Origin of the sequence: Rouxiella badensis, from assembly GCF_002093665.1 — a bacterium.
In the GTDB taxonomy this organism is placed as follows: domain Bacteria; phylum Pseudomonadota; class Gammaproteobacteria; order Enterobacterales; family Enterobacteriaceae; genus Rouxiella; species Rouxiella badensis.
On sequence record NZ_MRWE01000014.1, the window covers coordinates 32,729 to 45,711 of the forward strand.

Annotated in this window: 9 protein-coding genes and 4 tRNA genes; 12 read left to right on the forward strand and 1 reads right to left on the reverse strand. The window is 54.8% G+C overall.

Annotated elements, in window-relative coordinates:
* Window positions 1-30 precede the first annotated feature (30 nt).
* The 12 genes from rffC (at window position 31) to BS640_RS10165 (ending at window position 11,163) form a co-directional block, all read left to right on the forward strand.
* Window positions 31-738, forward strand: a complete 708-nt coding sequence (gene rffC, locus BS640_RS10110) for a dTDP-4-amino-4,6-dideoxy-D-galactose acyltransferase (RefSeq protein ID WP_084912502.1) — start codon at window positions 31-33, stop codon at window positions 736-738.
* A 4-nt stretch (window positions 739-742) separates the two neighbouring features.
* On the forward strand, window positions 743-1,873 hold the full coding sequence (gene rffA / locus BS640_RS10115) for a dTDP-4-amino-4,6-dideoxygalactose transaminase (protein WP_017492516.1): 1,131 nt from the start codon (window positions 743-745) through the stop codon (window positions 1,871-1,873).
* A 1-nt stretch (window position 1,874) separates the two neighbouring features.
* A complete protein-coding gene (wzxE, locus tag BS640_RS10120; protein ID WP_084912503.1) occupies window positions 1,875-3,125 on the forward strand; it encodes a lipid III flippase WzxE in 1,251 nt (416 codons plus the stop codon).
* A complete protein-coding gene (locus BS640_RS10125; protein ID WP_084912504.1) occupies window positions 3,122-4,207 on the forward strand; it encodes a TDP-N-acetylfucosamine:lipid II N-acetylfucosaminyltransferase in 1,086 nt (361 codons plus the stop codon). The genes wzxE and BS640_RS10125 overlap by 4 nt, the downstream gene beginning before the upstream one ends.
* Window positions 4,204-5,583 carry an ECA oligosaccharide polymerase gene (gene wzyE, locus BS640_RS10130; protein WP_084912505.1) on the forward strand — a complete coding sequence of 460 codons (1,380 nt, stop codon included), beginning with the start codon at window positions 4,204-4,206 and terminating at the stop codon, window positions 5,581-5,583. Before BS640_RS10125 ends, wzyE begins: the two co-directional genes overlap by 4 nt.
* A 2-nt stretch (window positions 5,584-5,585) precedes the next feature.
* Window positions 5,586-6,335, forward strand: coding sequence for a lipopolysaccharide N-acetylmannosaminouronosyltransferase (gene wecG / locus BS640_RS10135; protein WP_017492519.1), 750 nt, complete (start codon window positions 5,586-5,588; stop codon window positions 6,333-6,335).
* Between the two features lie 227 nt (window positions 6,336-6,562).
* Window positions 6,563-7,936, forward strand: coding sequence for a bifunctional threonine/serine APC transporter ThrP (thrP, locus tag BS640_RS10140; protein ID WP_026110621.1), 1,374 nt, complete (start codon window positions 6,563-6,565; stop codon window positions 7,934-7,936).
* A 153-nt stretch (window positions 7,937-8,089) separates the two neighbouring features.
* Window positions 8,090-8,166, forward strand: a tRNA-Arg gene (locus BS640_RS10145).
* 67 nt (window positions 8,167-8,233) lie between these two features.
* Window positions 8,234-8,309 (forward strand) — tRNA-His (locus BS640_RS10150).
* A 56-nt stretch (window positions 8,310-8,365) separates the two neighbouring features.
* Window positions 8,366-8,452: transfer RNA gene (locus tag BS640_RS10155), tRNA-Leu, on the forward strand.
* Between the two features lie 60 nt (window positions 8,453-8,512).
* Window positions 8,513-8,589 (forward strand) — tRNA-Pro (locus tag BS640_RS10160).
* 195 nt (window positions 8,590-8,784) lie between these two features.
* Window positions 8,785-11,163, forward strand: coding sequence for a glycoside hydrolase family 3 C-terminal domain-containing protein (locus BS640_RS10165; RefSeq protein WP_084912506.1), 2,379 nt, complete (start codon window positions 8,785-8,787; stop codon window positions 11,161-11,163).
* A gap of 626 nt (window positions 11,164-11,789) precedes the next feature.
* On the opposite strand, the gene hemY is transcribed toward BS640_RS10165, so the two are convergent.
* The gene (gene hemY / locus BS640_RS10170; RefSeq protein ID WP_017494351.1) at window positions 11,790-12,983 is read right to left on the reverse strand and encodes a protoheme IX biogenesis protein HemY; all 1,194 of its coding nucleotides are present in this window, start codon (window positions 12,981-12,983) and stop codon (window positions 11,790-11,792) included.

Sequence of the window (12,983 nt, forward strand, 5' to 3'; positions counted from 1 at the left end):
TGAACTCTGGCCGATGGCATGAGGTTCCAAATGAACGATAATCATATCCGCGGACGACTTGACTATTTGCAGTGGGAAAGTGATTTTTTCTTCAGGCCGAGCGCTAAACTGACGCTGGATTCGGCGGGGGAGAAGCTGACGCGCGAGGCGCTAAGCGCTTATCCACTGGTTCAGGTCAAGGTCCCGGCAGACGAAAGTGATATTCTCGAGACGCTTTATCGCCTGGGATTTCGTATGGTTGAAGGGGAGATCGATTTCTCGCTCAACCTTCTCGACGGTGAAGCGTTTCCCTGTGAATATCAGGTTGCCAGCGAGGCAGATATCCTGCGGGTGAGCCAGCTGGCCGCCGGTGCGTTTCAGCTGAGCCGCTTTCGCGCGCCCTGGTATGAGCCCGATGACTCGGGACGGTTCTATGCCCTGTGGGCCGAAAAAGCCATTCTAGGTACCTTTGATACCCACTGCCTGACGCTGCTCGCCGATGACGGCCAGCTGCTGGGTTTCGTCACGCTAAGGACTCTCGAACCCGGCGTGGCGCGGATAGGCCTGCTGGCCGTGCAGCCGCAGGTGACCGGTCGAGGTATCGGTAAGCGTTTAATGCACGCCGCTAAACACTGGTGTCTGGCGCAGGGTGTAACGCAGCTCAGGGTCGCCACTCAAACGGGAAATATTGCCGCATTAAACCTCTATCGCGCCAGCGGCGGTGTTCTTTCTCATTCAGCCTATTGGTTGTACAGGTAATTTTATGATCCCATTTAACTCGCCGCCTATCGTCGGTACCGAGCTGGACTACATGCAGGCCGCGATGGGCAGTGGCAAACTCTGCGGCGACGGCGGTTTCACTCGTCGCTGCCAGCAGTGGTTCGAGAAAAACTTCCGCAGCAGGAAGGTGTTACTGACGCCATCCTGCACCGCCTCTCTGGAGATGGCCGCTATCCTGTTGGACATCAAGCCCGGCGACGAAGTTATCATGCCTAGCTATACTTTTGTCTCGACCGCCAACGCCTTTGTGCTGCGCGGTGCACGCATCGTGTTCGTCGATATCCGCCCTGACACCATGAACATCGATGAGACGCTGATTGAGGCGGCCATTACCGACAAAACGCGGGCCATTGTGCCCGTACACTATGCCGGCGTGGCCTGCGAGATGGACACCATCATGGCGCTGGCCGAGAAACACGGTCTTTTCGTCGTCGAAGATGCGGCGCAGGGCGTGATGTCGACCTATAAAGGCCGCGCGCTTGGCACCCTCGGCCATATTGGTTGTTTCAGCTTCCATGAGACAAAAAACTACACCGCCGGGGGCGAAGGGGGCGCGACCCTGATTAACAGTCCTGAGCTGGTGGAACGAGCCGAGATAATTCGTGAGAAAGGCACCAACCGTAGCCAGTTCTTCCGTGGACAGGTCGATAAATATACCTGGCGCGACATCGGTTCCAGCTATCTGATGGCAGATTTGCAGGCCGCCTATCTGTGGGCACAGCTTGAGGTGGCGCAGGAGATTAACAAGCATCGCCTCGAGCTGTGGAAACACTATTATCGGGCGTTGAAACCGTTGCAGGACAGTGGCCAGCTGGTGTTGCCGACGCTAGCGCCGCACTGTGCCCACAACGCGCATATGTTCTACATCAAGCTCAAGGATACGGAACAACGTGACGCCTTTATCGCCTATATGAAAGAGGCGGAGATCCTCACCGTTTTCCACTACATCCCTCTGCACTCCTCGACGGCAGGAGAAAAGTTCGGGTATTTCCACGGTGAAGACGTCTTCACCACCGAGGAAAGCGCCAAACTGGTTCGTCTGCCGCTGTTTTACAATATGAGCAATGTGATGCAAAAAACGGTGATTTCTACCCTGCTGAGCTTCTTCGCCTGATATGTCTCTCGCTAAAGCCTCTATTTGGACCGCCGGTTCGACGCTGATTAAAATCGGTGCCGGTCTGGTGGTCATCAAACTGCTTGCCGTCGCCTTTGGGCCGAGCGGCGTGGGACAAGCGGGGAACTTTCGTCAGCTGATTACCGTATTAGGCGTACTCTCCGGGGCCGGGATATTCAACGGCGTCACCAAGTATGTTGCTGAAAATCATCAGCATCCCGACAGGCTGAAAGCGGTGCTGGGGACTGCTTCGACCCTGATTCTCAGTTTCTCGACCCTGCTGGCGCTGGTGTTTCTGTTCGCCGCCGAGCCAATAAGCGTGGCGCTGTTCGGCCACGGCGAATACCAGTCGGTGGTGCGGGCGGTGGCGTTAATCCAGATGGGCATTGCCTATGCCAACCTGTTTCAGGCTATTTTAAAGGGCTATCGTGACGCGCAGGGTAACGCGCTGACGGTCATCGCCGGTAGCCTTATTGGCCTGCTGGCCTACTGGATTTGTTTCACAGTGGGCGGATATCGCGGGGCGCTGATGGGTTTCGCGCTGGTTCCGGCGCTGGTGGTGTTGCCCGCTGCCGCGATGCTGTTGCGCCGCCGCACGTTTGCGCTTAACTTTTTAACACCGAGCTGGGACCGCGAGCTGGCGCGTCATTTCGGCAAGTTTACCCTGATGGCGTTGATGACTTCGGTCACGCTGCCGGTCGCCTATGTCATGATGCGTAACCTGCTGGCGGAACGCGATGGATGGCAGGCGGTGGGGATTTGGCAGGGCGTGAGCAGTATTTCAGATGCCTACCTGCAGTTCATCACTGCCTCATTTAGCGTCTATCTTTTGCCGACGCTGGCGAGACTGACTGATAAAGAAGAGATAGCCAAAGAAATCATCAAGGCGCTGAAGTTTGTGATGCCGGTGGTGGCCGCGGCCAGCTTTACCGTCTGGCTGCTGCGTGATTTTGCTATCTGGCTGCTGTTCTCACATCAGTTCAGCGCGATGCGCGACCTCTTCGCCTGGCAGCTGGTGGGGGACGTATTAAAAGTCAGCGCCTATATCTTCGGGTATCTGGTGATTGCCAAGGCATCGCTGCGCTTTTATCTGCTCACAGAGGTTAGTCAGTTTTTACTACTGACGCTGTTTTCCCATTGGCTGATCCCAATACATGGCGCACTGGGTGCCGCGCAGGCTTATATGGCGACCTACATTCTCTATTTTGCGCTGTGTTGTACCTTTTTTGTTATCTATCGTAGACGAGCATGACAACGCTGATTCACGTTTTGGGATCTGATATCCCGCACCATAATTCGACCCTGCTGCACTTCTTTAACGACGTGCTGGTTCCCCGTGTGCCGCGCGAAAGTGTGCGAAACTTCATGGTGGTAAGCCGTGACCCTGCCTTGCTGCCGGTTTTTGAACACCTTGATATTCAGACGCTGAGCGACAAGAAGTCATTGGCGCAGGCGGTGATAGCCAGAGCGCAGGCCGACAGAAACTGCCGCTTCTTTTTCCACGGCCAGTTTAATCCCGGCATTTGGCTCGCCCTGCTGAGCGGAAAAATCAAGGCGCGTCAGGTGTTGTGGCACGTTTGGGGTGCCGACCTCTATGAAACCTCGGGCAGCTTAAAGTTTAGAATGTTTTATTTGCTGCGCCGCCTGGCACAGGGCCGCGTTGGCCACGTTTTTGCTACTCGCGGCGATTTAGCCTATTACCGCCATCGTCATCCGCGCGTCGCGTCATCGCTGCTCTATTTTCCGACCCGCATGGACCCCTCGTTGACGTTGGCCGCCGATGCGCCGCCTCCTGAAGGCATGCCTCGCGTACTGGTCGGCAATTCCGGTGACCCAAGCAACCTGCACATCGAGGCGCTTCACGCGCTGCATAAAGCGTGGGGAGCGGGTATCAAGGTGGTGATTCCAATGGGGTATCCGGCAAATAATCAGCCGTATATTGAGCAGGTACGCCGTGAGGCGCTCGCGCTTTTCCCGGCGGAAAACGTCGAGTTGCTCACCGAATCGATGGCCTTTGATGACTACCTGCAAATGCTCAAAGATTGCTCGCTGGGCTATTTTATTTTTGAAAGGCAGCAGGGGATCGGCACGCTTTGCCTGCTCATCCAGTTCGGTGTGCCCTTCGTGCTGAGCCGCAAGAATCCGTTTTGGCGCGACATGGCGAGTGAAAATCTGCCGGTGCTGTTTTATGGCGATCCGCTCGACGCCGCCACTCTGGCCGAGGCGCGCCGTCAACTGCTGGCCACCGATCGCCAGAAGATTCAATTTTTTAGCCCCAACTATATCGAGGGCTGGGTGCAGGCACTGGAAATAGCCACAGGAGTGGCATCATGACGCTGGCGCAGTTGGGCGGCCTGAGCGTCGTCTATGCTTTATCCCTGTTGTTTATTCTGACGCTGACCTATCTCGAGTTCCGCCGGGTTCGGTTCAGCTTTAATCTGTTCTTTTCCGTGCTTTATCTGCTGACCTTCTACTTTGGTTTTCCGCTCACCTGCCTGCTGGTGTTCCAGTTTGATACCGAGGTGGTGCCGGTGGCGTATCTGCTGCAGGCGATGCTGTCTGCGACCTGCTTCTATGCGCTCTACTATGTGGTGTACAAGACGCGGCTGCGCAAGGCGCGTGCGGGTCCGGGCCGCGAGGTGTTTGGCATCAACCGCGTCGAGGCGCATCTCACCTGGATAATCATGGCGCTGGTCGCCATCGTCACGCTAGGCATCTTCTTCGCCCACAACGGTTTCCTGTTGTTCAAGCTGACGTCTTACAGCCAGATCTTCTCGAGCAACGTATCGGGCGTCGCGCTCAAGCGCTTCTTCTACTTCTTTATTCCCGCGATGCTGGTGGTCTATTTTCTTAAGCAGAACAGCCGTAACTGGCTGTTATTCCTGGTGACTACCTTTGCCTTTGGTTTGTTGACCTACTTGGTAGTGGGCGGCACGCGTGCCAATATCATCATCGCGCTGGCTCTGTTCTTATTCATCGGCATTATTCGCGGCTGGATAACGCTGTGGATGCTGCTGCTGGCCGGTATTATGTCGGTGGTCGGCATGTTCTGGTTGGCGTTGAAGCGTTACAACCTCGACGTCAGCGGTCCGGAAGCGTTTTATACCTTCCTCTATCTGACCCGCGATACCTTCTCGCCGTGGGAGAATCTTGCGCTGCTGCTGCAAAACTACGACAAGATTCATTTCCAGGGGCTGATGCCGATTATCCGCGACTTCTACGTTTTCATCCCGAGTTGGCTGTGGCCGGGCAGGCCCTCAGCGGTCATGAATACCGCCAACTATTTCACCTGGGACGTGTTGAAAAACCATTCCGGGCTGGCGATTTCTCCGACGCTGATAGGCTCCTTGGTAGTGATGGGCGGCGCGAGCTTTATCCCACTCGGTGCGGTGGCGGTAGGGCTGATTATCAAATGGTTTGACTGGCTTTACGCTCTCGGCAAAAACGCCGCCAATCCTTATAAGGCCGCCATCCTGCAGAGCTTCTGTTTTGGTGCGGTATTCAATATGATCGTGCTGGCGCGCGAAGGTGTGGACTCGTTCTTCTCGCGGGTGATCTTTTTTGCCTTGGTGTTTGGCCTGTGCCTGATTGCCGCCAAGCTGTTGTACTGGCTGTTTGACGTGGCCGGATTGATAAAAGTGCGCACGCGGCGTTTCACCCACGTTGACCCCGTCGCGGTGGCTGAGCCGTACCTGCGCGATAAAGGATAATGATGGATTCGACTTCTGCTCCGCTCTCTATTCCCCGCTACAGCATTCGTGGCATCGATCTGTGGGGATTTCGCAACATGGACCAGTTTGGCGATTACCTGCTCTCCGAAGAGGGGGTTAAGGTCGGCACGCTGGTTGCCATCAACGCCGAAAAAGTGCTGACCGCCGAGCGCGACGCCCAGCTGCGCGCGCTCATCAAAGAGGCAGACTATAAATATGCCGACGGCATCAGCATCGTTAAGTCCATTCGCCGCAAATATCCCGAGGCGCAGGTTGAGCGCGTCGCGGGGGCAGACCTGTGGGAGGCGGTGATGGAGCGCGCCGGAAGACTGGGTACGCCGGTCTTTCTGATCGGTGGCCGCGAAGACGTTTTAGCAAAAACCGCAGACAAACTGCGCACGCGCTGGAACGTGAATATTGTTGGCAGCCAGAACGGTTTTTTCACCCCCGCCGATCGCGACGCGCTGTTTGCCCGTGTTAAATCCAGCGGCGCGAAGGTGGTGACGGTGGCCATGGGGTCGCCGCGGCAGGAAATCCTGATGCGCGACTGCCGTATAGTGTATCCCGATGCGCTCTATATGGGCGTCGGGGGGACCTACGACGTATTTATCGGCGCGGTGAAACGTGCGCCGAAGGCCTGGCAGAAACTCGGACTGGAATGGTTGTATCGCCTGCTCAAGCAGCCGAGCCGCCTGCCGCGTCAGCTCAGGCTGCTTAAATATTTGTTTTATTTCATCACCCGCCGCCTGTAAGTCACGCCCTGATGGCCCGCGATTTCGTTTGGGCCATCACAATTTGCCTTTGCCCTCCCGCCGAAATTTCGAACTGCTCCGCTATTTTGTCTATTCCCGTTTGCAACTGACTGCAAAATACGGAACCATACCGCCGTTTTATCTGCCCTGACCTTGGGAAACAACAATAATATTCCGGCAAACCCGGAAAAAAGAACAAACACAACATATTGAGAATCAGAGGACTTATGGCGAGTAGCGAAGAGAAAAAGGGGCTCCACCGAGGGTTGGAGGCGCGCCACATTGAGTTGATAGCTTTGGGCGGAACTATCGGGGTCGGACTATTCATGGGGGCGGCAAGTACGCTCAAATGGGCGGGGCCCTCCGTTTTGCTGGCGTATATTCTGGCCGGCGTTTTTGTGTTTTTCATCATGCGTTCAATGGGCGAGATGCTGCATCTCGAACCGGTGGCGGGATCCTTTGCCGTTTATGCCCATAAGTATCTGGGACCTTATTTCGGCTATCTGACCGCATGGAGCTATTGGTTCATGTGGATAGCGGTGGGGATATCGGAAATCACCGCCATCGGCGTCTATGCCCAATACTGGTTCCCGGAATTGCCCCAGTGGATACCGGCGCTGGCGGCCGTCGCCATTGTCGCCGCAGCCAACCTGGCCGCAGTAAAGCTGTATGGCGAGATGGAATTCTGGTTTGCGCTGATTAAGATAACTACCATCATTGTGATGATTGTTGTGGGTCTGGCGGTGATCTTCTTCGGTTTCGGAAATCATGGGCAGGCTATTGGCTTTGATAACCTGACCGTGCACGGCGGCTTCTTTGCCGGGGGCTGGAAGGGCTTCCTGTTTGCACTTTGTATCGTCGTCGCGTCTTATCAGGGCGTCGAGCTGGTCGGGATTACCGCCGGTGAAGCCAAGAATCCGCAGGTTACGCTGAAGCGTGCTATCAATAATATTCTTTGGCGTATCCTGATTTTCTACGTCGGTGCGATTTTCGTCATCATTACTATCTTCCCATGGAATGAGATGGGCACCCACGGCAGCCCGTTCGTGTTGACCTTCGCCAAAGTGGGCATCACTGCCGCCGCCGGTATTATCAACTTTGTGGTGCTGACCGCTGCGCTCTCGGGCTGTAACAGCGGCATGTACAGCTGTGGACGTATGCTCTACGCGCTGTCGCAAAATCGTCAGCTGCCTGCATTCTTGTCAAAAGTGTCGGCCAGCGGTGTGCCGGTGTACGGTATTGCGGTAACGATTCTGTGCCTGCTTGTAGGCTCGTGCCTGAACTACCTTATCCCTAACCCTGAGCAGGTTTTTGTTTATGTCTACAGCGCAAGCGTGCTGCCGGGCATGGTGCCGTGGTTTGTGGTGCTGGTAAGCCAGCTGCGTTTCCGTGAGGCGCATCGCGCCGCGCTGAAGAATCACCCGTTCAAGTCGATTATGTTCCCTTATACCAACTATCTGACGCTGGCATTCCTGTTTTGTGTGCTGGTGGGCATGGCAATTAACCCGGATACGCGCGTTTCTTTGCTTGTTGGCGGGATTTTTATTGCCGCTGTGTCACTTATTTATCTCGCGCTGGGGATGAATCGCCGTAGTCATTAAGGGTCTTAAAGGGTGAAAAGTACGGGTGGGGACCCTGAAATGCTTACTTTTAGTGCGTAATGGACAATTCGTAATCAAACGAAACTTTTTCAAAAAAAAGCACTAGACAGCATGACGGTTAAGCCGTAGTATCCCCACCCGCAACGGCGCTAAGCGCCCGTAGCTCAGCTGGATAGAGCGCTGCCCTCCGGAGGCAGAGGTCTCAGGTTCGAATCCTGTCGGGCGCACCATTGACCTCGGTTGGTTTTGCGCAAAGAGTTGCGGTGTTAGTTTCGGACGTGAAGTAAAGATACGATGGTGGCTATAGCTCAGTTGGTAGAGCCCTGGATTGTGATTCCAGTTGTCGTGGGTTCGAGTCCCATTAGCCACCCCACTTCTTCTTAATGAAGTGAGTGTGAGTAGTAAAGAGTAAACAGTTTTTGTGACAGTGCGAAGGTGGCGGAATTGGTAGACGCGCTAGCTTCAGGTGTTAGTGTTCTTACGGACGTGAGGGTTCAAGTCCCTCTCTTCGCACCACACGAAAGCGTTTAAACTCTGCACGTGACGGAAGACAGGTTGTAAAAGAAAGCAGTACATCGGCGAGTAGCGCAGCTTGGTAGCGCAACTGGTTTGGGACCAGTGGGTCGGAGGTTCGAATCCTCTCTCGCCGACCAATTCAAACAAAAAGCCCTGCAGAAATGCAGGGCTTTTTGTTTTCCGTTATTCCCCGTTTTGATTCCTTACCCTGCGGTACAGATCACAAAACACCCCCACCCAAAAACGTTATAACTCTTTGGCTAACAAGCACAGTTCATTTGAACGGAATCATGCGTGTCCGAAAAAAGCGATGCGCCGCCAAAGGGAATACTATGAAAATAACTAAAATCGGCCTGTTTACGGCCTGTACTCTGCTTTCTGCGCCCGCTTGGGCCGCGCCTCAGCTCAAAGATGCGGAATCTATCACCGCCGTTATCTCAGCCATGACGCCGGAAGAAAAGGCTGCGCTGGTTTCCGGCACCGGTATGAATAACGCGACCCACGTCGCGGGTGCCGCAGGTTCGACCTTTGCCATACCCAGGCTGGGTATTCCACAGATTGTTTTTGCCGACGGGCCGATTGGCGTCAGACTGGGCGCAGGCCCAACCGGCGGTGAAAAGCGCTTTGCTACTGGCTTCCCGGTTTCCGTGGCGATGGCCGCGACTTGGGATCCGGCACTCATTCAGCGCGTGGGCGGCGCGATAGGCGATGAAGCACGCGCCTATGGCGTCGATCTCATGCTCGGTCCGGCGATTAATATCCAGCGTAATCCACTCAATGGCCGCAACTTCGAATATTTCTCCGAAGATCCGTTGCTCAACGCGATGATAACCGCAGGCTATATCAAGGGTATGCAGGCAGAGGGGGTCGGTGCGGTGCTCAAACACTTTGCCGCCAACAATCAGGAAACGCGCCGCCAGACGGTAAATGAAATTATCTCGGAGCGCGCGCTGCGCGAGATTTATTTCCCTGGCTTTGAATACGCAATGGAAAACGCTCAGCCTTGGGCGGTGATGAGCTCGTATCCTTCCATCAACGGAACGCCGTCGTCGCAAAACCCGTGGTTATTGAAAGAGGTTCTGCGCAAGCAGTGGAAGTTTAACGGTTTTGTCATGTCGGACTGGTATGGCGTGACCGATCCGGTGCGTGCGCTGCTGGCCGGTAACGATCTCAATATGCCGGGCGGCTTGTCCAAAAAGGACACCCCTTTCCTGCGCCGCAATACCGACCCGAAAGACGTGGTGCTTGCGGCGCTGAAGTCGGGTGAGATTAGCCAAAACCAGATAGACGAGAATATTCGCAACATCCTCAACGTGGTCATTAAGACACAGCGCTTTAAAAATCCTTCCGCCGCAGCCCAGCCGGAGATGGCCGACCATGCGGCGCTGGCACGCGAGGCCGCCGCTGAGTCGATGGTATTGTTAAAAAATGAAGCGAACACGCTGCCCATTAAGTCCAACTTGAAGGTGGCTGCTTTTGGTCACAACGTTGAGAATTTTTACGTCGTGGGTGGCGGTAGCGCCGAGGTTAACATTGCCCCTAATCGCCGGGTAACGCTGCCGCAGGGGCTGAAAAATGCGGGACTGACGCTTATTGATGACGGTAAACAGGCGCTGGACGAGAACGCCAAAAATGACGCCATTGCCCACGCCGCGCAGCAAAGCGACGTTGCGATCGTCTCGATTGGTCGCAGCTCCACCGAGGGGGCCGACCGCTATTCAATGGCGATGCACGCCGACGAAATCGCGATGATAGACAATGTGGCGACGGCGTTTCACCAGCAGAATAAAAAGGTAGTGGTCCTGCTCAACGTGGGTTCACCGATTGAGATAGCCTCCTGGGAGGACAAGGTTGATGCAATTCTGCTGACCTGGCAGCCGGGCGAACAGGCGGGTAACGCAGTGGCCGATATCCTCACCGGCAAGGTCAATCCTTCTGGCAAACTGCCGCTCACGTTCCCTAAACGTCTCGAGGATTCGCCGAGCTACGGAAATTATCCGGGCAACGCCAAAACCGTTAACTACGGGGAGGGCATCTACGTCGGTTATCGCTATTATGATACGCGCCGCATCGCACCAATGTACCCGTTTGGTTATGGTCTGTCGTATTCTACCGTCCATTACGGGCAACTTACCCCGCAGAATTCACCCTTCAATATTGATAAGCAGGACGCAGTCGACGTCAGCATTACCCTAAAAAATACGTCCTCGGTGGCGGCTAAAGAGGTGGTGCAGCTTTACGTACATGATGATGCCTCGCGCCTCGACAGGCCGTTGCAGGAGCTTAAAGCCTTTGAGAAGGTGAGTCTGGCGGCAGGAGAGGAGAAGCGCGTCACTTTCAGGCTCGACAAGCGGGCTTTCTCGTACTTTGATGCCGACATGAATGCCTGGGTGCTGGAGCCGGGGCACTTCACGCTGCGCGTTGGCAGTTCGTCGCGAGATATTCGCGCTGAGGCTCCGCTGAGGGTCATTTCTGCCACCCCGGCGTTCTCGTTTGCCACGCCGTGGATTGACGTCCAGACCTATGAAAAAGCGGCGACCATTGTGGCTGGCGTGATAGGTGACGATGAGACCAATGCTTGGATCCAGGGGAGTCCGACGCTGGGTGAGAAACTCGACGCGTCGCTGAAGCTCAAGCCCGAATTGGCAAAAGATGAGGCGAAAAGGCAAGCGGTTAAGCAGGAAATTCTCCAGCAGATCAACGCGTTGTAACCATTTGGCGACACATGCCAATAACGCATTGTTTTATAAGTGAATTTTACTCTATTTTAGAGCAGGTAATCGGTTATCTCTCCGGCGCAGGGTTTACCCTGTCGCCGGAGGGAGACATCCATCTCATTGTTTTAAAATGATATAGGGATTGCAGATCGAGACTGTCGTTTCCAGGCGACAGTCTCCGCAGAGGCTGCGGCCGTTAACGGGGTAATCCGCAGAGTATTTTTAGGCGCTGAAAAAAAAGATAAATTATTAATTTATTAAATCATGTAGTTAATTTTTATTTTTCAATTCTTTGTGGGTTTCTTAAAAACTGGCACGCCATATGCAATAATCACCCCGTAGATGCTCATTCCACCCTCTTATGATTGCGTAGCTTCATATACCTGGGAATGATGCAGAGCCAAATTACAGTGTCTCTTGTCTATCTGACCGATAACCTCTGGGTTATCAACCAGCAGGCAAAACGTTGAGTGTGACACTACCCCTGTTGTCTAAGACCTGATTGTTTTGACACTTGTCTCTCCGGCAAGTGTTTTTTTTTTGCCTGCCGTCTGACGATAGCCAAAAAAAACGGCCCGCCTGAGGCGAGCCGTTGAGAGTAAAATCTGTTTAACTGACTATTATTGCTGAGAATTATTAATTGTCAGCATCAGGCCCTGATGGCGCATCTCGGCGGCTTCTGCCGGTTTGTGCAGCTTGTCGAGAGCATCGGCCAGCCAGGCAAAGTCATAGGCGTCAGGGCGCTGAGACAGCGCTTCCCGGAAGGCCTCGCTGGCCTGCAACCACTCACCGTGCTTCAACAAAATCTGGCCGAGCGTGCTGTTGAGCAGCGGCGTTGAACCGTTTTGCTTGATGGCCTGACGCAGGAATTTCTCGAGCTGCTCAGGATTCCCGGAGCGCAGTTTAGGCATCATCGCGACCAAACGATCGTCATACTGACGCTTCAGGCCGTCGAGGATCACTTCCTGAGCCAAGTCGTGATCGTTGCACTTAATCAGATGGGCCGCCATCGCCACTTGCAGCGCGGGCTCATGGCGAGTTTTACGGCTCTGATTTTTCCACCAGCGCTTCAGACCTTCGCTGCCTTCTTCCGACATCAGCTGATTCATCATGCCGAGGTAGGCTTTTTCCTGAACCTGCTGGAGCTGCTCGTCGTCATAGATATTAGCTTTTGCCATCGACGGCAGAATTTCCAGTACCGACGCATAGGCACCGGTGCGCATATACGCCTGTTCCGCCAGTCTCAGGATCTCTGGATGGCGAGGCGACAGACCTATCAGGCGGTCAACGCCATGGCGCGCCGCGTGGATTTCGCCCTGTGCCAACTGAATACGCACGCGGGTGATATCGACCGGCAGTTGGTCGGTATCGGCAATTTCCGCCGCACGTTCGAGATACTGATTGGTGCGCACCTCGTCACCGCGCTGCGAGGCGGCCTCGGCAGCCAGCAGGTAATTAACCATGGGCTGTTCGGCGTGATCGGCATGACTGGCGAGCAGTTTTTCCATCTGACGATGGTCGCCCTCCGCCAGTTTGATCATCGCGCGCTGCGTCTGTCTGCGCGCCTTTGAACGTTTACGGCCGACAAACCAGCCGCGTGTACGCGCGCCAGTGTGGAACACGCGGCGCAGTACCCATTCAATGAAGAACAGCACCACAAAGAGCAGAATCGCCATAATCACCAGGCCGGTGACGCTGGTTTCAACGTTGTAGTTGTCGGTCTGGATCAACACATAACCCTGATGACCGGCCAACATTGGGCCAACGACAATCCCGGCGATAACGATCAGAAACAGTATGAGAACACGTAGCAT

What these genes read in the sequence shown, in the direction of transcription:
- BS640_RS10165 (WP_084912506.1), top strand. Translation starts at nt 8,785, where the DNA reads ATGAAAATAACTAAAATCGGCCTGTTTACGGCCTGTACTCTGCTTTCT.
- wecG (WP_017492519.1), top strand. Translation starts at nt 5,586, where the DNA reads ATGGATTCGACTTCTGCTCCGCTCTCTATTCCCCGCTACAGCATTCGT.
- wzyE (WP_084912505.1), top strand. Translation starts at nt 4,204, where the DNA reads ATGACGCTGGCGCAGTTGGGCGGCCTGAGCGTCGTCTATGCTTTATCC.
- BS640_RS10125 (WP_084912504.1), top strand. Translation starts at nt 3,122, where the DNA reads ATGACAACGCTGATTCACGTTTTGGGATCTGATATCCCGCACCATAAT.
- hemY (WP_017494351.1), bottom strand. Translation starts at nt 12,983, where the DNA reads ATGCTACGTGTTCTCATACTGTTTCTGATCGTTATCGCCGGGATTGTC.
- rffC (WP_084912502.1), top strand. Translation starts at nt 31, where the DNA reads ATGAACGATAATCATATCCGCGGACGACTTGACTATTTGCAGTGGGAA.
- wzxE (WP_084912503.1), top strand. Translation starts at nt 1,875, where the DNA reads ATGTCTCTCGCTAAAGCCTCTATTTGGACCGCCGGTTCGACGCTGATT.
- rffA (WP_017492516.1), top strand. Translation starts at nt 743, where the DNA reads ATGATCCCATTTAACTCGCCGCCTATCGTCGGTACCGAGCTGGACTAC.
- thrP (WP_026110621.1), top strand. Translation starts at nt 6,563, where the DNA reads ATGGCGAGTAGCGAAGAGAAAAAGGGGCTCCACCGAGGGTTGGAGGCG.